Raw genomic sequence first — 24,084 nt, forward strand, 5'->3', positions numbered from 1 at the left:
TATACAGTTACTGTTATATTACTGTATATAAAAATCCCCGATGCTATGTGAGGCATCGAGGAATACTATGTTTAATGATTGTTTTGTAAACCGTTTAGCTCTTCTGTAGTTAGCTCGCGATATTCACCTAACGCTAGATTTTCATCTAATGTCAGGCTTCCCATAGAAATTCGCTTTAAATATGTTACACGTTTACCTACAGCCTCAAACATTCGCTTTACCTGATGAAACTTTCCTTCTTGAATCATTAGCTCTATTTCAGATTGCTGTGCAGACTTTAAAATCACAAGCTTTCCAGGCTTGGTAACATAGCCATCATCGAGTTCAACACCATTTGCGAATTTCTCGACATCTTCTTCTGTCACAACCCCTTCAATCTGAGCGTAATAAACTTTTGGCACATGTTTTTTGGGAGACAATAAATTGTGAGCCAATACACCATCATTTGTTAATAAAAGCAAGCCTTCTGTGTCTTTATCTAGTCGACCAACAGGAAACGGTTGAAAATGCTGCTGTAATGGCTCTAATAAATCAATAACTGTTTCATCTCTTAAATCCTCAGTGGCAGAAATAACACCAGGCGGTTTATTCATCATAAGATAAACAAATTCTGTATAAACAACGCGCTCTCCAAACACTGATACCATTTGCTGCTCTGGGTCTACGTGTAAAGCTGCGTCCTTGACATAAGCACCGTCTACTGTGACAGCTTTTTGCTTTAATAGCTGCTTCACTTCCTTACGAGAACCGTACCCCATATTTGCTAGTAATTTATCTAAACGCATCGTTCCACTCCTATTTCAATCCCAGTTTACTCATCATACGGGTTAATCGTTCACCCAATAGCTTTTGTGCTAAACCTAGGCGTAATGATAAAAAGCCATAGACAGCCGCACCGACACCCGCACAAATAATTGAGAATAGTAATGCTGAGAATTTACTATCAACTGGACCCATTAGTAATTCCAATAATTTATGCACAATCAGCACGCTAATGGCCATTGCCATTGTCAATAAAGCAATTAGCATGACACGACGCACAACCATTTCTGATCGATAATTCAACGTTTTTCGTAACACAAGCATATTAATGATAATCGAAACACTATAACCAATAGCTGTTGCCACTATAGCACCATCTGCCTCTAACCAACGAATTAATGGAATATTTAATGCTAGCTTCACGAAAATCCCTGATAATAAGCTGAAAACAATCCACTTTTGAAAATCAATTCCTTGAAGTAAGGCTGCTGTAACTTGGAATAACGCAAATAAAATCGCAACAGGTGCATAATGCGCTAAAATGGTTGCCCCCATTTCACTTTCAGAATATAGCATAAAGTAAATTTCATTGGCTAATAGAGAAATACCAACCACAGCTGGCAATGTAATAAAGATTAAAATTTGATAGGTCTTATCCATTGCATGGCGTAGCGCTAAATACTCACCCTGTGTAAAATACTTTGTAATCGTTGGTACAAGCGCCATTGAGAATCCAGTCGCTAGCATAACGGGAATAATGACAACCTTATGTGTCATAAAGTTAATCATCGATAAATAAGTATCTGTTACTCCTGCTAAACCAATGGACGTCATTGCTCCATTAAACGTAAGCATATCGACTAATTGGAATAACGGATTGGCTACCCCTACAAACACCATTGGGATGGAATAGGTAATCACTTCTTTATAAATATTGGACATCGGTAGCTGTGTGGAAGTCACACTTTGACTACGTAATAGGTTAAATTCAGGCTGATATTTTTTCCAGTAATAGTAAAGAACACCTAATCCACCGATTGCCCCGATAAATGCAGCAAACACAGCAAAGGAGATGGCTGTCTCTGGTTTCCCTTTAAACACAATAACCACTAAGAACGAACCACCAAGTAATACAACAATTCGCACAATTTGTTCCACCAATTGTGAAACGGCGGTAGGTTCCATTTTGTCATAGCCTTGGAAGAAGCCACGCCATAAACTCATAAATGGTACAACGATTAAGGCAAAACTAACCCATCGTATTACTGAAGCAATCTGTTCAACTGTAAAGACCTGTTCCTCACTCTTAATAACTAGCCCTGCAATTGGCGTTGCAAGTAGAAAAAGGGCAATAAATGCTGCGAAACCTGTCACCATCATAATCAGAATGCCGGATTTCATCAGCTTGCGACCTGATTGATAATCCCCCATTGCATTGTATTTAGAGACAAATTTAGAGACGGCAATTGGCGCACCCGAAATGGCGATTGCCAACATAATTGAATAGGGAATATATGCATATTGGTAAAGCGCAATGTTCTTCTCGCCGACAATTGCATAAAACGGAAAAATATAAATTAATCCGAGTACCTTCGATAAAAACATCCCCATTGTTAATATCGCAGTACCTTTCATTAAATTGGACATCATACCCATCCATTCATTGTAAAATCAATATTATTATCGTAACACTTCAAAGGATACTTATAAAACTTTTTTCGTTTTAAATTAATATATATGCAAGCGCTGTCACCCTAAGAGCAATAAAAGTAAACCATCTGTAATCTTAACATATTTATAGGAAATGAGACGCATAAATACATCAAAAAGTTCATTCAAAAGAAAATCTGATGAAAAAAGACCTTAAAATAATCGGTGAGGAATGGAACATCCCCACCGATTCAAGTATTTCTTTATACCATGTCCACAAAGAACTTTTTATACCATACTAGGAATACATAAGCAGTCCAAATATAACGACCACGATTTGCTTTCCCTTCATAGTGCTCATCTAGATAACCAACTAATTGTTTTGTATCAAAGAATTCATTCGCAAAGTCAGTTGTAAACATTTCTTTTACCATGCTGTAATACTTTTCTTCACGTAACCAGTGACGAATCGGCACTGGGAACCCAAGTTTCGGACGCTTTGCCCATTCTTCTGGCAGTTCCTGATGTGCAGCTTGACGTAGAACATATTTTGTATCGATATCATTCACACGGTATCTTGATGGAATCTCTTTCGCTAACTCCATTACTTCTTTATCTAAAAATGGTACACGTAATTCGATTGAGTGCGCCATACTCATTTTATCTGCCTTTAATAAAATGTCACCAGGCATCCAAAGATTTAAATCTAGATACTGCATTTTTGTCACATCATCATCGCCAGGCACTTCATCATATATACGTTTTGTAATCGATTTTACAGATGGCGCATTTTTATAAGCTGGCTTCAAAACATTAATGGCATCTACTTCATCCCATACTACCGCTTCCCCAATAAAACGCTCTTCTACTGTTTGAGCACCTTTAATAAGGAAGTTCGTGTATTGATTTTTCGGTAGGGCTTCTGCCATTCCACGTAATGTTTTACGTAGACCTAATGGTAATTTTTCGTATTTTTGCATTCTTCCTGAGTTTTGATACCAAGCATAGCCACCAAAAATTTCATCGGCACCTTCACCTGATAGGACAACCGTTACATCTTTTGAAGCAAGCTCGGATAGGAAGTAAAGTGGCACTGAAGATGGATTGGATTGTGGCTCATCCATATGCCATTGAATTTTAGGAAGAGCTTCAAAACACTCATCCGCAGTAATATATCTACGTTCATTTTGAATATTCAACGTATCTGATAAGTCTTTTGCAAGATTTGTTTCATTGAACATATCTTCATAGTCAGCAAACCCAACTGAGAAGGATTTATCTGGGCGTAATAAAGATGTAATATAACTAGAGTCAATACCACCTGATAAGAATGAACCCACTTTTACATCACTGATTTGATGAGCCTCTACCGATTCTTTAACAGTTGAACGAATTTCTTCGATATATTTTTCAATCGGCGCTTCTTTTGCATGGAATTTTTTATCCCAATATTGCACGATTTGCTTTTGTCCATTTTGAATCAGCATATAGTGAGCTGGTGGTAATTTAAAGACACCTTTAAAGAATGTTTCATCCATAGATGAATATTGGAACGTTAAATAGGGGCGTAGTGCCTGTTTATTTAACTCTTTAATAAATGAAGGGTGTGGTAAAAACGATTTAATCTCAGAGCCAAAAATAAACGTACCGTCTGTTGTATGCTCAGAGTAGTACAATGGTTTGATTCCAAAGCCATCGCGCGCAATGAATTGTAAATCATTCTTTTTATCCCAAATACAGAAAGCAAACATCCCACGCAGTTTCTTCACAAAATCTACGCCATATTCTACATAGCCATAAATAATGACTTCACTATCTGACTGAGTTTTAAACGTATGACCCTTTTCAATAAGATCTGCACGCAGCTCTTGGAAGTTAAAAATTTCACCATTAAATACAAGCACAATATTGCCATCTGCACTATACAATGGTTGATTCGCTACGTCAGATAAGTCAATAATACTTAATCGACGGAAACCTAACGTCACTTTATCGTCACTATGAATACCACCGCTATCTGGTCCACGGTGAATAATTGTATTCATCATATTTTCTATTGTTTGATGATGATCAATCACATTTGTTCCATTAATATAACCTATAAATCCGCACATTCTATTTTTCACCTCATAATTTAGTGCATAACCTTTACCATAATAGCACGAAAAGACATTCATTTCATGCCGACAATGCTAATAAAGGAAAACTTTCATTAATGCAATTGTATAACAAAGAATATTGTGTTTCATTCTACTAGAAATGCCTTTCATCCTGAAAGATGAGATAAAGAATTATAAAACACTTTTCTATTATTTTCAACGTCAAAGAAAGCCCCTCTCTATATAGACTTCATGTATAATAGGAAAGATTCCTAATTTGAACAGAAAGTGAGTTTCTAACTATGTATGATGTAATCGTGATTGGTGGTGGCCCATCTGGTTTAATGGCGGCGATTGCTGCTGGAGAGCGTAAAAAGAAAGTGTTATTGTTAGAAAAAGGCACAAAACTAGGCAAGAAATTGGCCATTTCTGGCGGAGGACGCTGTAATGTGACAAATCGTTTGCCTGTTGAAGAAATCGTGAAGCATATACCTGGTAATGGTCGTTTTCTCTATAGTCCTTTTACCGTTTATAATAATGAAGATATCATCGCATTTTTTGAAGGGCTTGGTGTCGCCCTAAAGGAAGAGGACCATGGCAGAATGTTCCCTGTATCCAATCGCGCCCAAGATGTGGTTGATGCGCTGATTAGACAGCTTCAACGTCTTCATATTGAAGTTCGTTTACACACAGCTGCTAGCAAGCTTCTGATGGACGAAGATAAAATTTTGGGTGTACGTCTTGCAGACGGCTCCGAAGTCCGTAGTCAAGCAGTCGTTGTAGCCGTTGGTGGCAAGGCAGTCCCACAAACTGGTTCAACAGGTGATGGCTATCCTTGGGCTGAGCGTGCCGGTCATACAATCACAACCTTATTCCCAACAGAAGTACCGGTTATTTCAAAAGAGGACTTTATTCAAGACCGTGAACTTCAAGGGCTAGCGTTACGTGATGTTGCTGTCTCTGTGCTAAATAAAAAAGGCAAGACACTCGTCACCCATCAAATGGATATGCTCTTTACCCATTTTGGTTTAAGCGGTCCTGCTATTTTGCGTTGTAGTCAATTCGTTGTGAAAGAATTAATGAAGACTGGCTATGAGCCTGTAACAATGCGTATTCAAACACTGGTTCATTATAATGAAGAAACATGTCTGCAATATTTAAATAAATTAATGAAGGAAGATCCGAAAAAGGCTGTGAAAAATGTTTGGAAAGGCATAGCCCCTGAACGATGGCTCTTGTTCTTATGTGAGCGAGCACAGATTGATGTTCAATTGACGGGTGCGGAATTATCCCAAGAGAAAATCCGTCAGCTTGCACGTTTATTAGTAAACTTCACATTAACAGTGAGCGGCACACAGTCACTTGACAAAGCATTTGTTACAGGTGGTGGTGTCTCTGTAAAAGAAATCGAGCCCAAAACAATGGCCTCAAAGAAAAAAGAGGGACTGTTCTTCTGTGGAGAAATTCTTGACATTCATGGCTATACAGGTGGCTATAACATCACTTCAGCCCTCGTAACGGGACGAATTGCAGGAATGCATGCTGCATTATAATAGAAGAAAAAGCGTATCCGTGGAAGACGGACACGCTTTTTTAGCTTTCACTAGACATATAAACTTCTTCAAATGGCTGGATAATGACAAAGCCCTCACCAGAAAACGCCATTTGGATGGATTCTCCACTGCCTCGACCGATAAATGTACGGAAGCTAATATCTGTTTTAAATTCAGGTGTTAAGTTGCCTGACCATGCGACAGTAGCATGTGGATCGGTATATACTGTTTCACCTGGTTTCACTAATAATGTCAATGGTTCAAAATGAGTTGTAATCGCAACTTTGCCTGTTCCTTGAAGTGTTACATTAAATAAACCACCTGACATGATGCCAGCCATTTTCCGCATTAAACGGATATCCCATTCGATGCTAGGCTCAAAGGCAAGTAAATCATTGCCGTTGACACAAATACTGTCGTTTTTCAAATCAAAAACCGTTACTTTTTTTCCTTGGTCAGCTAAATAGAGTCGGCCCTTTCCGCTGGCTTTCATTAATTGCGTACCTTCACCTGTTAAAGCCTTTTTAAACATTTTGCCAAGGCCATGTTCCAACACGCGCTCACGTTCAAATTTAATATTACCTGTATAGGAAATCATAGCGCCCATTTTTGACCATACTTCACCGTTTAGATTAACCTCTAATACGCGTTCAGTTTCCAATTCAAAATAATCATTCTCATTATCATCCTGCTGTGTTTTATGAACAAATTCATCTAAAGAAAATTTCCCCATGATTGATCCCTCCCTAGTTACTTTATATACGTTAGTCTATGAGAAAAGATTCAAATTTTAACGGATTGTGCATTTCGTTACAAAATTTCTCTTTTAATTACGAAATCACTTTATTTCCAGTAATGTTATTGACATCAGACATGTGCTGTTATACATTAAACAAAGAAATCATAATTGTTATATAACAATCACTTCAAAAAAATAACTATATAAGTGCCATGTACGAAATGACACCTATATAGTAAATTGAAAGTTCAAATTATTGCGTAGCGGAAACGTCTCCAACATTTTGCGCTGCTTTTAAAGCTGTTTGCTTACGTACATCTGCACGTAACGTTAAGGAAATAATTAACGAAGCTGCGATTAACCCAGCAAATACATAGAATACAGGAATATAGCTTCCATAAGCATTTTTGATTGCGCTTACTAACAATGGTCCGAAAACTCCACCCAATGACCACGTTGTTAATAAATAACCATGAATAACACCAAGTTGCTTTGTTCCAAATAAATCACTTGCAAAAGCAGGTAGATTTGAGAACCCACCACCATAGCAACTAACAACTAAGAAAATAAGTGCTTGGAAAATAATCTCGTTAGTTGTATGTGGTAAAACGATAAATGTGATTAGCTGTGCTGTAAAGAAAATAACGAAAACATTTGAACGACCGATATAATCAGACACAGCAGCCCAAATTAAACGGCCACCACCATTAAATAACCCCATAATTCCTACCATTGCTGCAGCACCTGCAACAGATAGACCGACAATCTCCTGTGCCATTGGTGAAGCAACAGAAATCATCATAATCCCTGCCGTTACATTAACTAAATGCATTGACCAAAGCATCCAGAAATGCTTTGTTTTAACAGCTTCTCGTGCTGACATAACAGCTAAATCTTTCTTCACTACATCCTTGCCATTATTGGCAGCTGCTTTCATATTAGCAGGCATATAACCTGGCTTAGGTGGTGCTATATATGAAGCCCCTAAAATCATTAACGTGAAATAACTTGCCCCTAGAATAAAGTATGTTGTAGAAATGCCAACTGCCTCCATTAAGTTGGCTGCGACTGGTGCTGTAATAAGTGCACCCGATCCAAAACCAAGTACGGCCATACCTGTTGCTAGTCCACGACGGTCTGGGAACCATTTTACAAGTGTTGATACAGGTGCAATATAGCCAATCCCCATTCCTAATCCACTAAGAACACCATATGTTAACCAGTACATGACAACAGAATCCATTGAAATGGCTACACCAGCACCAGCTTGTCCTGCTCCAAATAAGACAGCTGCTACCATCGCCGATTTACGTGGTCCCATTTTTTCTACTAAACTACCAAATAATGCGGCTGAGAAACCAGCTAACCCCATCATAATGGTAAAGGCAATCGTTACCTTTGTTTCACTCCATCCCATTTCTGTGACAATCGGTAGCTTGTATACACTGTATGCATAGGCTCCACCGATTGAAAGGTGAATAGCGATTGCAGATAATGCAATTAACCATCTATTTTTATTCATAAATTCTCATTTCTCCCCTCATTTGCTACCTGTGAAAATTCTATGAACGTCCATGTTAAACAATTTACCACTTAGAATTATTCAAATGCAAGATGTTTTTCTAAAAAATATTATTTCTCCAAAAAGTATTTCTCTTTTTTATTATTACGTTCTATCCAGAAAACCTTACAGCCTCTAAGTATAACTACGTTTATCTTACAGAAAACATAACACCTTTTAGCTAATATTACTTTTCTGCTCTATTACACAAACAACATTTAATTATATTGATATAATTAAATTTGTGCATATTTTCACATTCATCAAATGTATACGTCTTATTTTGCCAGCAGGATTATTATGTGTATCTCTCATAAGAAGAAGCACAGTAAATCAATAGTATATAGAAATTTATAGAACAAAAGAGCATTTTACAAATGTAATAGACGAAATTTTTATATTTAGAAATGGTTCGCATTTTTTATAAACAAATATATTTTTACTTAAATTAATAAAAAAACAAATTTTTCACAATACAGTGGATGTATATTTTATAAAACGCTTTCAATACCTCAAGATTTTTATTATCCAAATATATATTTTTAATACAAAAAATTATAGGTAAAATTCTATTAATTCAGTATCAATTGCTTCTACATGATAGAAATATTCTAAAAGTGGATATTTTTGAAGTAATATTATTTTTTCAGAAAAACAATACATACAACCTACAAAAAAACAGCATGTTAGAAATCATTTCTAACATACTGTACAGAAAAGTGCATTTTTTAATTTATTTTTCTTTTCAGCAAAAGCAACATTTTAATTTCTTTATAATAAATACAGAGCAAAATTCCTACTAAAATTAATAAAGAGCCATATATTTGAACACTTGTAGGGAATTGTTTTAAAAATACCGCACTCAATAGCATAGCTATAGCCGGCTCAAAGTTTAACAACAGTGACGCATTCGTCGAGCCGATTTCCTTCATTTTTTGATTCCACATTAAATTACTTACCCCGTGAATAATAATCGCTGATAAAATGAGCAAAAACCAGTAGGGCATTGCAACATGCCAATTCGTCTGTGGCAAAATAGTAAAAGAAAATGGGACAAGCACTAGTAAACCAATTAAATTTGTATAAAACGTAATCGACTGGGCTGACATTTTCAAACTAAGATGATTGACAATAATGAGGAACAAAGCAAAGCTTAGCATTGTAATTAAGCTCAGCACCTCACCCTTACCGATGGAAATGGTGATAAGTGCTCCTTTTGTAATGATGAGACCAACACCAACAAATGAAATTATCGCACCTAACCAAAATATGCCGTTACGTGATTCATGATAAATCATTTTATTCAGTAGAGAAGTGACAATCGGTGCACAGGCTAATATTAAAGCCGCAGTAATAGGAGAAGTGTGCTGGAGACTAGCATAAAAGCTATAGTGATTAATGGAAACACCCAGTATTCCTGCAAGGATCAACAACAATAGCTCATTGCGCGTAAATGTTGTTCTGCTAATTGCTTTCCAACTAATCCCCCCTAAAAACAGAACTATGACAATCAATCTAAAGATGGCGACCGTTAAAGGGTCCCAATGTTCAATTAAAATAGAGCCAATAATGAAGTTACTGGCCCAAAAAAATACACAGCTAAATAAAATCATATAGATTGTAAGTTGCTTCATATTTTATCGCACCTGCATATAAAGAGACTTCTATATAAGTTATGGATCAACTAATAAAAATCTACTTCCCTTTCCTTTATTCATCTTTTCTATTAAAACATAAGTATAGCAAACTAGAAATTTTCTAGTTTGCTATGTTATCTAAATAATGAATGTAGAATGGAGTCATGGACACATCCTGGTTAAGTAAGTATTATTATAACCAAGAGAGGACGTGTCTTTTTTATGAGTCAAAAAAGATTTAATAAAGAATTTAAACAAACTGTTGTGGAGCTTTATCACTCTGGTACACCAGTCAGTCAACTGTCTAGCGAATATGGCGTTTCTGAAGTAACTATTTATAAATGGATTAAGTTACATTCTCCAATCGAAGGTGCAGAAGAATTAACTGCAGCGGAAGTTTCTTCGATTCAAAAAGAAAATCTTCGGTTAAAGCAGGAGATTGAAATCTTAAAAAAGGCTATGACCATATTCGCGAAAAAGTAACAGAACAAGAACTCATTGACCATATTGAAAACGAAAGCGAACATTATCCTATTCAATTAATGTGTCGCGTTTTAAAGGTACCCAAAAGTACGTATTATCAGTCTTTCCACAAGAAACCAAGCGTGTACGAAGTTGAAAACAAAAAAATTACAGTACGTATTTGTGCCATTCACAAAGAAAGTGATGGACGATACGGTGCGCCGAAAATACATGCACAGTTACTCAAAGAAGGCGTGAAAGTTAGTATTAAACGCGTACAACGACTCATGAAAAAAGCTGGTATTCGCTCAAACATCACAAAAAAGTACCGTCCGACGCCAACACAAAAGCCCGTGGAAGAACGTGAAAATATACTTGAACAAGATTTCCATACAACGACGATTAATGAAAAATGGGTAGCTGATATTACGTATATCCATACAATCCGAGATGGATGGTGCTACTTGGCGTCGGTTCTTGATTTACATTCGAAGAAAATTGTAGGGTATAAATTCGGACGAAAAATGACCGTAGATTTGGTCGTTGAAGCATTGGATTACGCTGTACAAGCTCAAAATCCATCCTCAGGATTAATCATCCATACCGATTTAGGTACGCAATATACGAGTGAAACATTTCAAGAAAAACTAAAAAAACACGAAATGATTCCGTCGTTCAGCCGTAAAGGATGCCCGTATGATAACGCATGTATCGAGTCTTTTCATGCGACATTGAAAAAAGAAGAAGTCTATCGAACACGCTATGAAAATTATGAAACAGCTAGAGTGGCACTATTTCAATACATTGAAGGTTGGTACAATCGCAAACGAATTCACGGTGCTATAGGCTTTCTAACGCCTGATGAATGTGAAGATATGTGCCGAGCTATGGCGTAACATTTTGGAATACAAGAAATGTTCCCCTTCACATTTTTGATGCGCAACCTCCATGGATTTCTCGCTCTACATCCCGAGTAGTCTGTCAAAGGCTCTTTTCACTTTGACTGGCTACTCGGGATGTGGAACACTCCATAAATGGTGGTTGCTACAAAACAAAAACTTAACTTTAATGTGTCCGGAATCTTGACTTAGATCCATAAGGGGGATTTAGATTAATACTTAGTTGATAAACTTACCTTTAGACATAACCACTCGGTTGGATGGTTTACGCGCTATGACTTCAGCGCTTGATACTGCGTCAAAGAATACAAAACTAGCTTCATCTTTCACATTCGGCCAAACCTTCTGACCATTCGCATCCAATGGTGTGACACCATTTGTAATATATTTTAATGTTTGTCGAATCGAACGTTCATCAAGCTTGCGAGAAATGTCTGCAAAAGTAGTCGCTTTTTCTAATATATCTCCTGAGCCATTGGGACTCCAGGAATCATAAAAGCCATCGCAACCAAAGTGGACATCCACGCCGTGCTCAGTCAGTAATTCAATTGGTGGAATTAATCGTCGCAAATCAAATGGCACAGTTGACATTATTTTTACTTGTTGTTGCGCTAAACGATCTGCAATTTTATGTTGTTCCATGACCGATACATCACCAAGTGAAAAGGCATGACTTATTGCCGTTCTACCCTGATACTTGGCATCCTCCACGATATCAATCCATTTATCGATTGTATAATACCCAACGTGGCCACCATCATGTAGGTGAATATCGACATCTACATTAAATTCCTGTGCGATATCCATCACTTCATATAGAGAAGGCTCAATCGAGTTATCAATGCCAGCTGGATCTAGGCCACCAATCATCGTCGCTCCATTGCGTAAAGCTTCACGCAATAATTTAGGGACATCATCTCTTAATAGGCCATGCTGTGGAAAGGCAATAACTTCGGATGTCACGACATCTTTATAATCGTCCAATGCCGCTAGTACACCTTCTAAATTTTTTAATCCAATGTATGGATCGATATTAACATGTGTACGAATATGATTTGCACCATTCTTAAGGATTTTTTCAATCATTGCAGCTGCACGTTGTTTACCAGTTGTAGCAAGAACGGATAACTCTTGTGCTTCACGATCAAGTCGTTCCTTTAAATTCTTTACGGGAACACAAGCCTTCCATGGTAAAGATAAGTATGTTTTATCTAAATGATTATGCATTTCCTTAAAGGCAGGTAATAGCAGCTTTCCATTCATATCTGTAACTTCATTTGGTGAATCGATTGCCTGTGTTGCAGGTACAATTTGAGAAATAAAGCCATCTATAATTTCAAGGTGAAAAAGCTCCACTTTCGTACCAACTGTGTCATTTTCCTTTAGATATTCTCCTGTTTCAAGTAGAACATTTGTAAGCCATTGCTTCATCTGAATTCTCCTTTCAACTCTCCTACATCCTGTTGGTGAATCATTTTGCCTTGTGAAATGACCGTAGTAATTGGGCATCTTCTTGCTATCACATGAGCAGTGCTCACGCCATCCACTAACAGCATATTGGCTTTATCACCAACTTGTGGCCAAACACGTTCTCCAGCATCATTCAACGGTGTGATACCACCAGAAGCGTATTTCCAAGCTCGACTTAATGAATATTCATCAATAAAACGGAATCTCTCCGCCATCACATTTAATTTCATGATGGTATTACCCGTACCATATGGTGACCAATGATCTGTTAAACTATCATGCCCCACAGATACCTTTACACCATTGTTATAAAGATAAGGAATTGGTATCGTCGAACGGTTCAAATCTATTGGTACAGTTGTTGTTACATCTATTTGTACCTCAGCCATTGCTTGAACTAAATTTTCTAAGCGTGACTGTTCTAAATCAGCAAGTGCCATCGCATGGCTAATTGTGACTTGTCCTTCTTTTTTTGCCTGTTTCGTTAACGCTATCAGCTTGTAAAATTCAAATTCACCTAGTGTGTTAGCAGTGTGAATATGAATATCTATCCCTGCATTATAGTCTTGAGCAATGCCCATTGTTGTTTGTAATGACTTTTCGATATTGCGATCTACAATGGATGGGTCAACGCCCCCAACAAGCGTTGCTCCCATTGCCATTGCCTCACGGATTAGTCCCTCTACATTGGAGCGTAATAAGCCATGCTGTGGAAAGGCCACAATATCATAGGTGATTTGATCTTGATATTTTTCTAAAACGTGTTTTGTAATTTCAATATGTTTTGTCCCAATTTGCGGGTCAACATTACAATGTGAACGAATATGTGTGTGTCCTTGTGAAATAAGCCACTTCACCATTTCCTCAGCTCGATAAGCAGCTGTCGGTAATTGCTTTGGTAGTAGCGTTCTTTCTTCTTCAATACGTGTTAAAATCCCTTTAGTAATGGGTCTTGGCGCCTGCCATTCTCCACCAAAATACGTTTTATCGATATGAATATGCATCTCTCGGAATGAAGGGACTAATAGTTGCTGTTGCGCATCTACTACTTCTACATCTCCATCAGCCACTATATTCTTATCCACTTGTTGAACATGCCCATCTTCGATTAGGACATCATAAATACCTGTACGAGTTGCAACAATGTGTTCATTTTCGCGCTCATATGCTTCTTCTAATCTCACATTTTTCAGCAATAGTTTACTCATAGTTTCCTCCCAATTGGTATTTTCCGTCTATCACCAAATTCGATTATTCTACAATTTCAACGCCACTAATCATCGTGTAGTTAGATGCATCTAACCAGAAACCTTTTACAGCATTGCTATGGACTGCTAAATGCTCATAGTTACGCACTGGGATATACACAGCTTCATCTAACTCGATTTGCATTGCTTTTTTGTAGATTTCATTACGTGCCTCTTGGTTTGCTTCAGAGCGTCCTTGCTCAATTAGTTTGTCAACTTCTGGATTTGAATAGTAGAAATGGTTTCCTGGAGGTCCCATAGAAGCAGTGTGGAATAGATTAAATTGGTTATAATCAGCATCCCCAGTAGCATTACCCCAGCCACTAATAAATATTTGGTGCTGTTCTTTCGTGATTTCAGAAATAAATGCACCATATTCCATTACTTGAATTTCAACATCTAATCCGATTCCTTTTAATTGAGATTGAATCACCTCAGCCATATTGATACGCTCTTTACGGTCACTTGTCAGTAATTTAACTTTTGTTCCTTCTTTCACGCCAGCTTCTTTTAATAATTCTTTTGCCTTCACTACATCATAGTCATATGGTTTCGTTTCACTAGAATAACCAATAATTTTTGGACTCATTGCCGAATTCGCAAGTGTTCCTACATTATCATAAATACCGCTGATAATCGCTTCGCGGTCAACAGCATAGCTAATTGCTTGACGTACTTTTACATCTGATAATAGGGTATCTTTCACATTGAATCCGATAAATTCTACTGCAAGTCCTTCTGCACGGAATAAAGTCATCGTTGAAGAATTTTCAATACGATCAATCTCTGTTACAGGTACTTGTTCAGCAATATGCGCTTCTCCACTTTCAATCATTGCTAGACGCGTAGAATCCTCTGGTACAACTTTAAATGTTACTTTATCTACTTTCGGTACAGTTCCCCAATAATCTTTATTCGAATTTAATGTAATTTCTTGACCTGATTTCCAAGATTCAAATACAAATGGGCCTGTCCCTACTGGATGTGTTGCTAATTCGTCAGCCGCTTCAGCAATAGCTTTTGGACTCATCATACTACCTTCTTGACTTGCTAAAATAGATAGCAGCGGGGCATACGGTTCTTTTAATTTCAATGTAACAATATACGTATCATCTACTACTACTTCACTAATCATTGATAATTTATCACGCTGCGGTGAACCAGTTGCAGGATCTAAAATACGATCGAATGTAGCTTTAACAGCCTCTGCATTAAAATCTGCACCATCATGGAATTTAATACCTTCATTCAATGTAAATGTCCAAGTGACATCATCTTTTTGCTCCCATTCTTTTGCAAGTAGTGGAACAATTTTACGATCTCTATCAAAAGCAACAAGTGTTTCATATACCTTGCCATGAATAATATTCGCTGATGGAATATCTGTAATAAAATGAGGATCTAGGCTTGTCGCATCTGCTGCTCTTAGAACGACTAATTCTCCCCCTACACTTTTCGATCCCTCTTTGGAACCTTCCGTACTATTATTGCTAGCAGTAGAACATGCTTGCAGAATAAGTACTATCATTAGTGCCATGAATAAAAACAACTTCATTTTCTTCATCAACATTTCCTCCTTGTGTGATTTGTTCCTTACATTTCGAATTATAAAGAAATAAATTTCACTTGTTTTTTAAAATCTTTACGTGTTTTTTAAATTTTCTGACTAATAAGCCATAAAATATTTACATTCTTTACGCTTTTCACTAAATTGAAATCAAATCAAATAGAAAAGGAGTATTCGATATGAATAAAGTAACAACTACTATCGATCATTCTGTTTTAGTGAATGCACGCAAGGCATCTAGAAAAAAGAATCTTGTTTCTTTCCTAAACAAAATTAAGAAAAATAAAGCAGCTGTCGCAGGAGGCATCATCATTCTTCTATGTATAATGATGTTTCTTATCGGGCCCATTTTAGCCCCTTATGATCCATACGACGTGCAGTTAGATCAAAAATTACAAGGACCCAGCTTAGATCATCTAATGGGAACAGATGACAAAGGGCGAGATATTTTAAGTCGAATTTTATATGGATCACGTTTATCAATTGGTGTTGGTATTTCAGCTGTTTTATTCGGTGGTACAATCGGCACTTTCTTAGGACTTATTGCTGGCTATTATGGCAAATGGGTTGATTCTATTATTAGTCGAATTTTAGATATCATGCTTGCCTTCCCAGGTATCTTGCTAGCTTTAGCTATTGTTAGTGCATTAGGGCCAAGCCTTATCAATGTCACAATTGCTGTTGGTTTTTTCTCTATTCCTATGTTTGCTCGTATTGTACGTGGCTCAACAATGGAAGTAAAAAAATTAGAATATATCGATGCTGTCAAAACACTTGGAGCAAATGATATGACAATTCTAATTAAGCATATTTTTCCAAACATTTTGTCACCTATTATTGTACAAGCGTCTATGCGCTTAGCAACGGCTATTCTATCTGCAGCCGGTCTATCATTCTTAGGTTTAGGTGCTCAGCCACCATCTCCTGAATGGGGTGCCATGCTATCTAACGGACGTGATTTCCTATTTACCGCTCCTTATATGGCGCTATTCCCAGGTATTATGATTTCCATACTTGTATTAGGCTTTAACTTATTTGGTGATGGTTTACGCGATGCGCTAGATCCAAGAATGAAAAATTAAAGGAGAGAAGACATATGACGTTATTTATCTTAAAACGACTAGCTCAAATTATTCCTGTGACACTTGGTGTAACGCTTGTTGTTTTTCTAATTATGCAGATGATTCCTGGAGACCCAGCGATCATTTTAGCAGGAGAAGGAGCTTCTCAAGAAACGGTTGCAGAATTACGTGAAAATTTAGGGCTCAATAAACCATTAGCCGTTCAATATACAGAGTATATTAAAAATCTTCTACAAGGAGATATGGGTCATTCATTAAAAAATAACCAACCTGTCTTTGGGGAAATTACGTCTCGTTTACCGATTACAATAGAGCTTGCCTTTTATAGTATTTTAATCACCATTGTTTTAGGGCTTATTGCTGGTATTATCTCCGCTATCCGTCCTTATTCGTTTATGGATGTAGGATTAATGGTTGTCGCTTTATTAGGGATCTCCCTTCCAAGTTTCTGGTTAGGTATTTTATTAATGTATGTATTCTCCGTACAGTTACATTGGCTTCCTGTAGCAGGTTGGGATAGTGCCAAGCATATTATTCTTCCTGCTGTCACACTTGGTGCTGGTGGAGCTGCCATCGTAGCACGTATGACTCGCTCTAGTATGTTAGAGGTTGTAAACCAAGACTATATTCGAACAGCGAAAGCAAAAGGCTTAAAAGGATACATTATCATTTTAAAGCACGCATTACGCAATGCCTTGATTCCAGTTATTACAGTAGTAGGCTTACAATTTGGTAGTTTACTTGGTGGAACAGTTTTAGTTGAATCTGTTTTCGCTGTGAATGGATTAGGACGAATGATTGTAGATGCCATTCGGACACGTGATATACCTGTCGTTCAAGGTGGCGTGCTTGTTGCCTCATTAATATTTGTTTTCATTAATCTTTTTGTAGACATTTTGTACCGAATCTTTAATAAACGAATGGATTTAAACTAAGGAGGGGGAAAATCGGATGAAACAAGAAACCGTGTTGGAAGTAAAAAATTTACAAACCTATTTTTATTCGAGTGAAGGTGTTGCCAAAGCTGTGGATGGGGTGTCCTTTACTCTTCAAAAAGGAGAAACACTAGGCATTGTTGGTGAATCTGGTTGTGGGAAATCAATGACTTCCCTGTCATTACTTCGTTTAGTACCATCTCCTCCTGGTAAAATCATCAATGGTGAAATTTTATTAAATAATACGGACATCCTGAAACTATCAGATGAAGAGCTACGTAAAATTCGAGGCAATAAAATATCGATGATTTTCCAAGAGCCTATGACAAGCTTAAATCCTGTATTATCCGTTGGAGAGCAAATTGCTGAATCCATTCGTTTGCACCAAGGCTTGTCACGGAAAGAAGCATGGCAAAAGGCTGTCGATATGATTCGCCTCGTTGGGATTCCTGCACCAGAAAAAAGAGCGAAGCAGGAGCCTTATCAGTTAAGTGGTGGGATGCGACAACGCATAATGATTGCCATGGCACTAGCGTGTACACCAGATGTGTTAATTGCTGACGAACCGACGACAGCATTAGATGTAACCATTCAAGCTCAAATTATTGATATTATTCAAAACCTGCAAAAACAATTAGGCATGAGCATTATCTTCATTACCCACGATCTTGGTGTTGTAGCAGAAATCTGCGATAAGATTGCTGTTATGTATGCAGGGCAGGTTGTAGAAGAAAGCTCAACAGAAAGTCTCTTTGAAAAACCGTTACACCCTTATACAAATGGATTAATTCAATCACTACCAAAGCTATATGAGGACCAAGAAGAATTATCTACTATTCATGGGACTGTCCCAAGTCCCTATAATTACCCGATTGGCTGCCGTTATGCAGAACGCTGCCCATTTGCTACAGATTTATGTCGTGAACAACAGCCTGAACTTCTGACTGTTGAGCAAGGAAAAAAAGTAAGATGCTGGATGTACAGTAATGAATGGCAAGGAGAAACACTTATGAAGGAGCTGACAGTATGACAACTGCGCAACACACACAACCACTATTAGAAGTAAATGATTTAAAGCAGCATTTTTTCTTAAAAAAAGAAAAGCTCTTCGGTCCACAGCAAGTTGTAAAAGCTGTGGATGGTGTGTCTTTCGATATTATGCCTGGTGAGACACTCAGCATTGTTGGAGAATCTGGCTGTGGAAAATCAACGACAGGTCGTTCTATTTTAAGATTAGATGAGCCTACTGCTGGGGAGGTATTGTTATTAGGTAAAAATTTAGTGAATATGAACAAAAAAGAGCTTCGTGCTGCGCGTAAGGACATTCAAATAATTTTCCAAGATCCCTATGCGTCCCTTAACCCACGAAGAACGATTCGTAAAATGCTAACAGAAGCCATGTCTATTCAAAAAATTGTACCGCCTGAGCAACAAGAAGCACGCATGATTGAATTAATGTCCCTTGTTGGGTTACGTCCTGAGTATTTAGAGCGTTATCCACATGAATTTTCTGGTGGGCAGCGTCAGCGTATTGGCATTGCAAGAGCCCTTGCTGTTAATCCTAAAATTATTATTTGTGATGAGTCCGTTTCTGCCCTAGATGTTTCCATTCAAGCTCAAATACTCAATTTACTGAAGCAACTACAAAGAGATTTAGATTTAACCTTTTTATTTATCTCACACGATTTAAGTGTTGTTAGACATATTTCAGACCGTATTATGGTGATGTATCTCGGAAAAGTAGTAGAAATTGCTGATAAGCATTCCCTTTTCACACAGCCACATCATCCTTATACCAAAGCACTGTTTTCTTCTATACCAGTTATTGATAAGCAGCATCGTAAGGAGCGTATAATTTTAAAAGGTGACCTACCATCCCCTCTTAATCCTCCTACTGGCTGTAGCTTTCACACACGTTGCCCATTCGCAACAGATAAATGTAAAGCAGAAGTGCCAGCATTACGAGAAATCTCTTCAACACATAAGGTAGCTTGCCATTTCGCAGAAAATTTAGTTTAATGTATCATACACTTATAAAATAAACGGAGAGGTCATGATGTTACAACTAGAAACCTTCAACATATATATTCTCCTATGTGTAATTGCTCCAATTATTGGAGCTTTTCTGCTTACTTTTATATTTATTTTCGAAAAACAAATCGATAGCCTTGAGGAGGAAAAAAGAAACTTAGAGCTTGAGCAGGATTTACAAAGAGCGAATATTCTCCAGTTAAATCAGCAAATACAGCCACATTTCTTTTTTAACGCATTAAATTCATTACTTAGCCTAGCCCGCATCAATCGAAAGGAAGATTTGGTTGCGGGCATTGAGGCTTTGGCAACATTCTTTAAATTTAAATACAATAATCATGAGGTTTTAATTGCGTTAAAGAACGAGGTACAATTTGTTGATAGTTATTTAAATATTCAACAGTTACGATTTGGACATCGTTTGACTGTAAATAAATATGTTGATGATGAAGCGCTATCTGTTCAAATACCTCCATTTATTCTGCAGACCATTATTGAAAATGCATATAAACATAGCTTTGAAAAACATATAGGAGCTGCAGAGCTATCCATTACAATTAAAAAAATGGAGAATGTCTTATTAATAGAAATAAAAAATACACAACCATTAGAAAAAATAGAAATGACTACTGAGCAGGTAGTAGACGAATTGCAGCAAGGTTATGGTCTCGAAAATATTAGAAAACGACTTGAGCTCATTTATGGTCTCGAAAATATTTTATTCTCGATTCAAAACAATGAACAGCATTACACTGTTACCATCCATGTTCCCGCTTAGGCTTTCTATCAATTTGAATAAGAAAGGAGAATCTCACCATGAATATTTTAATCGCAGATGATGAGCCATTAGAGCTTGAGCAAATGATTTATTTATTAAAGCCACATTTTCCGAATTGGACATTCCATACTGCTCAAGATGCCTCACAGGCCCTGCAATTAGCTAAAAAGCACCGTATGACTATCGCCTTTTTGGATATTCAAATGCCTGGGAAAGATGGAATCACGTTGAGCAAGGAATTAAAAGCGCTTTATGAGGTAGATATCATTATGGTAACCGCTTATCAGACCTTTGAATATGCCCAACAAGCATTGCGGATTGGGGTAAAAGATTATCTTACAAAACCTGTCATTGCAAGTGAATTAGATGCGATTGTGGAGAAATATAAAGTATGGAGTTCTAACCATGATGCGATTCAAAGCGCGCTTTCCTATATCCATGAAAACTATCATGAAAAATTGAGTCTAAATATCATTGCTGAAAAAATTCATTTGAATCCAAGCTATTTAAGTCGTAAATTTTTGGAGGAGCAGTCTATCGGAATTAATGAGTATATTAATAATTATCGCCTAGAAATGGCCGTAAAGAAAATCAATGAAAATCTGGATGCAAGTATGTCTGCGATTGCTGAGAGCTGTGGTTTTAATAGTCAACACTATTTTAGTGTAGCGTTTAAGAAAAAATATAATCAATCACCGCGACAATATAAATCCTCTAAAATGAGTAAAGGGATTTGATTGTATGCTAAGGAAATTTTCATTGCTCGTACCATTTGCAAGTTTAAGCACAGCAGCAGGTGTCATTATTCTTTTAGCAAGATGGATTAATGGTAACTTATTATTGTCTTCTCCTTCAGCCCTTATTTCTTTTGGTTTTATGGCAGGCATTTGTTATACATTAGCAACAGCTATTTCATTTATCGTACTTGGCTCATTGTTGAATAAGAGTGATTATACGCAACACCAGCATACCCAAAGTTTTTTGCTCTTTACCATACAGCGAAAATTATCTGGTATGAATTTAAAGGTTATACGGCTATTTTACCTGCTGACAGGTATTGAACTTTGGCTCATTCAATTAATAAGTATTAGTGTATTGTCTGAAATTATGTTAAATATCCCAGTACCCATTACCCTTTTCTTCTTTTTAATTGGCATGTTACTTCTTGATCGCATCATGTCTGTGAAAAGTATACTATGGCTGGAAATTTTATTTATTATTGCTCTTTTTTCGTTACTTATTTTTATCCCCATTTATTACTTTGTACAAAATGGAGCAAGCACCGTATATGAGGGGATTCGCTTATACCACCCTTATTTATTTTATTTTAAAAATAGCGAAATCCTGCTGTTCTATGTCATTATTCAACTAGCCGTTTTAGGACAAGTATTTTTTGATAAATCAACATGGTATTTAATTGCATTTATTAAGCCCAAAAAAGTACGACGTAGCCTGTTTTCCTCAGGTGTGATTTTAGCGTTATTAACACTATCATTTACTGCGATTTTAATGATTGCCTTATATAGCGGATCCTTTGGTCAGTTTCAAGTGCTGATTTTCACGTTTTTATATGAAGTACAGCCTGGATTTCTTACATTTGCTTTTCTCGTCATTGTCCTATTAGCCATTATCACAACCTTGCTTGTAGACATGCGGGCAACGAAACGTTTTTTTGTAAAGAAAAGACCCTATTATTTCTATTTGATTGGCCTTATGGTGATTTTATTTACCTGCTTCTTATCTATAGATCTAACAATTTTAGGTGTTATTTATTCTTTTGCCTTCCTGCACATTACCTTGCTACCGTTTATGTTAATCCTTTTATTTACGAATCGCCGTATTCATAAACATAGTTGGCTTGTCATCCTGCTATCCATCATCATTGGAATTGGCGTTGGTATAAGCTTCAATGCGCTATACGGATTAGCTGCCAGCTTTATGATTTCGAGTATTTATCAATTAATGCTTCAGACTGAAACTATAGAAAAAAATGCCTGAACTCGCGATTATTCGGGTTCAGGCTTATTCGTTTATTTAACTGCTATAATAAATGAATAGGATTAGGAATAGCACTCCGATAAAGGCTGAACTAATGGAAAGATAATGTCTTTTTTCCTCTCGACCGTAGTAATAGTCGATAAAAATAGAGCTGAAAAGGATAACAGCTAAATATCCTCCGATGATAACAGTAAATAAAATCCATCCTTTTAACATAAGTAGCGGAAGCATAATGATATTCAAAATTTTAATAGCCCAAACAGCACGTCGATGTCCTCTATTGACGTAGTCCTTTGGTATATTAAACTTTATCCTCATTAGTTTATCGACAAGTAGTTGGCTAGCTAAGAGAATAACTAGCATAACGATTAAACCTGTCATGCCAAATTTAGCCTCATCTTTGAGAGCAAGATCTAAATAAGCCTTTGCCAAATCTCTATTATCTACTTTATAAAATGAATGGTTGTCATAATCAACAATTCCGATATCCTCCTCGTTTATGAACATCTTCAGCTTAATAACCTGCCCTTTTTCAAATTCTACCCAGACATCACGCTGTAATCTAAAAAAAGTGCGCTCATTCGTTTGTGTCACTGTAGCTTGCTGTAATAGTTGTTGTAGCAGCGCTTTTTCTGAACTTTGCTTAATCACTTGTTGACCAATGACCCACCCAGGTCTTCCAGCCTTAAAAATTTCCTCATCCGAATTGAAAATCATTGTATATTTTTTTATGGTCTCCTGCTGTGCTAATTGAACAATTGAAGCCTGTTTCGTTTGCTCCATCTGCCCTAACGGACCCATTTCTATTAACAATAGAAGCATGACAATCGTGCCTATGATGATCAATGGATAAGACCAGCGTCTTGTCTTTTTTGTTTGCCGCACTTGCCGTAAAATATCCTCCTGTAAGGACTTCGTAAATCGTGGTGCTTCGCCAAGCTCTTGATCCAACTTCTCTTTAAAAGCTGTCATCCACTAACACCTCCCACTCACTATTCGCTAATCGTTCCTGTAACATTTTCCTCGCCCGATGCAATCTGGTTTTAACCGTATTTTCTGCACATGGAAGAATATCTGCAATTTCCTTAACCTTCAATTCCTGATAATAATAAAGAATGACGACTTCTCTATAAGTAATAGGTAGCTCAAATAACGCTTTCGTTATGGTTGCCCGCTCATCCTGGGCTAGTAACATCGTTTCTGGTGTTTGTTTACTTGCACCAATATGTAATTTTTCCAACAGTAGATGGCGTTTATTTTTCCAACTTCGCAGATAATCATGACTTTTATGTACCGTGATTTTAACTAAATAGGTCTTTAGGGATGCTCTTTGTTCAAAGCGATCCTGTTGCCGATAATAAGAAAAAAAGACATCCTGGACTATTTCTTCAGCTATTGCCCAGTCCTTTACATAAAGATAAGCTACTCGTAAGCAATATTCTCCGTGTTCTTCCATAATGGCCGCTAAATGCTCACTCACCCAAACACCTCCTATTCACATTCACTCTATAGTCGTAACCCAATCTTAGTTGGTTTCAAAAAAAACCAAAAAGTTTCATTAACACGATGGTCATAAAATGAAAAAATCTTCACACAATAAAAGGGTATTTTATC

20 protein-coding genes are annotated in these 24,084 nt (G+C 37.0%); 9 read left to right on the plus strand and 11 right to left on the minus strand.

What is annotated here, in order from left to right; genetic code table 11:
• Positions 1 to 71: 71 nt before the first annotated feature.
• The 3 genes from MHB40_RS18820 to asnB form a co-directional block, all read right to left on the minus strand.
• Complete coding sequence (locus tag MHB40_RS18820; RefSeq protein WP_342533205.1) at positions 72 to 785, minus strand: pseudouridine synthase; 714 nt, start codon at positions 783 to 785, stop codon at positions 72 to 74.
• 10 nt (positions 786 to 795) lie between these two features.
• Entirely contained in the window at positions 796 to 2,409 is a 1,614-nt protein-coding gene (locus MHB40_RS18825) for a polysaccharide biosynthesis protein (protein WP_205445050.1), read from the minus strand.
• A 266-nt stretch (positions 2,410 to 2,675) separates the two neighbouring features.
• A complete protein-coding gene (asnB, locus tag MHB40_RS18830) occupies positions 2,676 to 4,526 on the minus strand; it encodes an asparagine synthase (glutamine-hydrolyzing) (protein ID WP_205445051.1) in 1,851 nt (616 codons plus the stop codon).
• A gap of 287 nt (positions 4,527 to 4,813) precedes the next feature.
• On the opposite strand from asnB, the gene MHB40_RS18835 reads away from it, so the two are divergent.
• Positions 4,814 to 6,064 carry an NAD(P)/FAD-dependent oxidoreductase gene (locus tag MHB40_RS18835; RefSeq protein ID WP_342533206.1) on the plus strand — a complete coding sequence of 417 codons (1,251 nt, stop codon included), beginning with the start codon at positions 4,814 to 4,816 and terminating at the stop codon, positions 6,062 to 6,064.
• A 40-nt stretch (positions 6,065 to 6,104) separates the two neighbouring features.
• Here the strand turns inward: MHB40_RS18835 and MHB40_RS18840 are convergent, their stop codons facing one another.
• From MHB40_RS18840 to MHB40_RS18850, 3 genes are all read right to left on the minus strand, one after another.
• A complete protein-coding gene (locus MHB40_RS18840; RefSeq protein WP_342533207.1) occupies positions 6,105 to 6,797 on the minus strand; it encodes an AIM24 family protein in 693 nt (230 codons plus the stop codon).
• 259 nt (positions 6,798 to 7,056) lie between these two features.
• Positions 7,057 to 8,325: an OFA family MFS transporter gene (locus MHB40_RS18845; protein WP_342533208.1), complete on the minus strand. Its 1,269-nt coding sequence runs from the start codon at positions 8,323 to 8,325 to the stop codon at positions 7,057 to 7,059.
• A 767-nt stretch (positions 8,326 to 9,092) separates the two neighbouring features.
• Complete coding sequence (locus MHB40_RS18850) at positions 9,093 to 9,998, minus strand: DMT family transporter (protein WP_342533209.1); 906 nt, start codon at positions 9,996 to 9,998, stop codon at positions 9,093 to 9,095.
• A 225-nt stretch (positions 9,999 to 10,223) separates the two neighbouring features.
• On the opposite strand from MHB40_RS18850, the gene MHB40_RS18855 reads away from it, so the two are divergent.
• Positions 10,224 to 11,359, plus strand: a protein-coding gene (locus MHB40_RS18855; RefSeq protein WP_342532494.1) for an IS3 family transposase whose coding sequence is annotated in 2 segments (ribosomal slippage) — positions 10,224 to 10,446 and positions 10,446 to 11,359 — 1,137 coding nt in all. Because the reading frame shifts where the segments join, the coding sequence is not laid out codon by codon here.
• 222 nt (positions 11,360 to 11,581) lie between these two features.
• On the opposite strand, the gene MHB40_RS18860 is transcribed toward MHB40_RS18855, so the two are convergent.
• Genes MHB40_RS18860 through MHB40_RS18870 form a run of 3 tightly spaced genes read right to left on the minus strand, consistent with a single transcriptional unit; the run spans position 11,582 to position 15,643 of the window.
• Positions 11,582 to 12,793, minus strand: a complete 1,212-nt coding sequence (locus MHB40_RS18860) for an amidohydrolase (RefSeq protein ID WP_342533210.1) — start codon at positions 12,791 to 12,793, stop codon at positions 11,582 to 11,584.
• The gene (locus MHB40_RS18865) at positions 12,790 to 14,040 is read right to left on the minus strand and encodes an amidohydrolase family protein (RefSeq protein WP_342533211.1); all 1,251 of its coding nucleotides are present in this window, start codon (positions 14,038 to 14,040) and stop codon (positions 12,790 to 12,792) included. Before MHB40_RS18865 ends, MHB40_RS18860 begins: the two co-directional genes overlap by 4 nt.
• Positions 14,041 to 14,083: 43 nt before the next feature.
• Positions 14,084 to 15,643: a glutathione ABC transporter substrate-binding protein gene (locus MHB40_RS18870; RefSeq protein WP_342533212.1), complete on the minus strand. Its 1,560-nt coding sequence runs from the start codon at positions 15,641 to 15,643 to the stop codon at positions 14,084 to 14,086.
• Between the two features lie 182 nt (positions 15,644 to 15,825).
• Here MHB40_RS18870 and MHB40_RS18875 point away from each other — a divergent pair, with 182 nt between their 5' ends.
• From MHB40_RS18875 to MHB40_RS18905, 7 genes are read left to right on the plus strand one after another with little or no spacing between them, the layout of a single operon-like run.
• Entirely contained in the window at positions 15,826 to 16,728 is a 903-nt protein-coding gene (locus MHB40_RS18875) for an ABC transporter permease (RefSeq protein ID WP_342533213.1), read from the plus strand.
• Positions 16,729 to 16,742: 14 nt separating this feature from the next.
• Positions 16,743 to 17,663, plus strand: a complete 921-nt coding sequence (locus tag MHB40_RS18880; protein WP_205445076.1) for an ABC transporter permease — start codon at positions 16,743 to 16,745, stop codon at positions 17,661 to 17,663.
• A 16-nt stretch (positions 17,664 to 17,679) separates the two neighbouring features.
• Positions 17,680 to 18,693, plus strand: a complete 1,014-nt coding sequence (locus MHB40_RS18885) for an ABC transporter ATP-binding protein (RefSeq protein ID WP_342441323.1) — start codon at positions 17,680 to 17,682, stop codon at positions 18,691 to 18,693.
• Positions 18,690 to 19,682, plus strand: a complete 993-nt coding sequence (locus MHB40_RS18890) for a dipeptide ABC transporter ATP-binding protein (protein WP_342533214.1) — start codon at positions 18,690 to 18,692, stop codon at positions 19,680 to 19,682. Before MHB40_RS18885 ends, MHB40_RS18890 begins: the two co-directional genes overlap by 4 nt.
• Positions 19,683 to 19,716: 34 nt before the next feature.
• On the plus strand, positions 19,717 to 20,472 hold the full coding sequence (locus MHB40_RS18895) for a histidine kinase (RefSeq protein WP_342533215.1): 756 nt from the start codon (positions 19,717 to 19,719) through the stop codon (positions 20,470 to 20,472).
• A 38-nt stretch (positions 20,473 to 20,510) separates the two neighbouring features.
• Positions 20,511 to 21,209, plus strand: coding sequence for a response regulator (locus MHB40_RS18900; RefSeq protein ID WP_342441324.1), 699 nt, complete (start codon positions 20,511 to 20,513; stop codon positions 21,207 to 21,209).
• 4 nt (positions 21,210 to 21,213) lie between these two features.
• Positions 21,214 to 22,470, plus strand: coding sequence for a permease (locus MHB40_RS18905; RefSeq protein WP_342441325.1), 1,257 nt, complete (start codon positions 21,214 to 21,216; stop codon positions 22,468 to 22,470).
• Between the two features lie 36 nt (positions 22,471 to 22,506).
• On the opposite strand, the gene MHB40_RS18910 is transcribed toward MHB40_RS18905, so the two are convergent.
• Together MHB40_RS18910 and MHB40_RS18915 are read right to left on the minus strand one after the other, a co-directional pair.
• Complete coding sequence (locus MHB40_RS18910) at positions 22,507 to 23,442, minus strand: hypothetical protein (protein ID WP_342533216.1); 936 nt, start codon at positions 23,440 to 23,442, stop codon at positions 22,507 to 22,509.
• Positions 23,429 to 23,950, minus strand: coding sequence for a sigma-70 family RNA polymerase sigma factor (locus MHB40_RS18915; protein ID WP_342533217.1), 522 nt, complete (start codon positions 23,948 to 23,950; stop codon positions 23,429 to 23,431). The genes MHB40_RS18910 and MHB40_RS18915 overlap by 14 nt, the downstream gene beginning before the upstream one ends.
• Positions 23,951 to 24,084: the final 134 nt, after the last annotated feature.

This window comes from Lysinibacillus sp. FSL K6-0057 (genome assembly GCF_038630885.1).
Classification (GTDB): Bacteria; Bacillota; Bacilli; order Bacillales_A; family Planococcaceae; genus Lysinibacillus; species Lysinibacillus fusiformis_F.

Bases quoted from the DNA above. Each gene is read 5' to 3' on its own strand.
- MHB40_RS18820 (WP_342533205.1), bottom strand. From the start codon at position 785: ATGCGTTTAGATAAATTACTAGCAAATATGGGGTACGGTTCTCGTAAG.
- MHB40_RS18825 (WP_205445050.1), bottom strand. From the start codon at position 2,409: ATGTCCAATTTAATGAAAGGTACTGCGATATTAACAATGGGGATGTTT.
- asnB (WP_205445051.1), bottom strand. From the start codon at position 4,526: ATGTGCGGATTTATAGGTTATATTAATGGAACAAATGTGATTGATCAT.
- MHB40_RS18835 (WP_342533206.1), top strand. From the start codon at position 4,814: ATGTATGATGTAATCGTGATTGGTGGTGGCCCATCTGGTTTAATGGCG.
- MHB40_RS18840 (WP_342533207.1), bottom strand. From the start codon at position 6,797: ATGGGGAAATTTTCTTTAGATGAATTTGTTCATAAAACACAGCAGGAT.
- MHB40_RS18845 (WP_342533208.1), bottom strand. From the start codon at position 8,325: ATGAATAAAAATAGATGGTTAATTGCATTATCTGCAATCGCTATTCAC.
- MHB40_RS18850 (WP_342533209.1), bottom strand. From the start codon at position 9,998: ATGAAGCAACTTACAATCTATATGATTTTATTTAGCTGTGTATTTTTT.
- MHB40_RS18860 (WP_342533210.1), bottom strand. From the start codon at position 12,793: ATGAAGCAATGGCTTACAAATGTTCTACTTGAAACAGGAGAATATCTA.
- MHB40_RS18865 (WP_342533211.1), bottom strand. From the start codon at position 14,040: ATGAGTAAACTATTGCTGAAAAATGTGAGATTAGAAGAAGCATATGAG.
- MHB40_RS18870 (WP_342533212.1), bottom strand. From the start codon at position 15,643: ATGAAGAAAATGAAGTTGTTTTTATTCATGGCACTAATGATAGTACTT.
- MHB40_RS18875 (WP_342533213.1), top strand. From the start codon at position 15,826: ATGAATAAAGTAACAACTACTATCGATCATTCTGTTTTAGTGAATGCA.
- MHB40_RS18880 (WP_205445076.1), top strand. From the start codon at position 16,743: ATGACGTTATTTATCTTAAAACGACTAGCTCAAATTATTCCTGTGACA.
- MHB40_RS18885 (WP_342441323.1), top strand. From the start codon at position 17,680: ATGAAACAAGAAACCGTGTTGGAAGTAAAAAATTTACAAACCTATTTT.
- MHB40_RS18890 (WP_342533214.1), top strand. From the start codon at position 18,690: ATGACAACTGCGCAACACACACAACCACTATTAGAAGTAAATGATTTA.
- MHB40_RS18895 (WP_342533215.1), top strand. From the start codon at position 19,717: ATGATGTTACAACTAGAAACCTTCAACATATATATTCTCCTATGTGTA.
- MHB40_RS18900 (WP_342441324.1), top strand. From the start codon at position 20,511: ATGAATATTTTAATCGCAGATGATGAGCCATTAGAGCTTGAGCAAATG.
- MHB40_RS18905 (WP_342441325.1), top strand. From the start codon at position 21,214: ATGCTAAGGAAATTTTCATTGCTCGTACCATTTGCAAGTTTAAGCACA.
- MHB40_RS18910 (WP_342533216.1), bottom strand. From the start codon at position 23,442: ATGACAGCTTTTAAAGAGAAGTTGGATCAAGAGCTTGGCGAAGCACCA.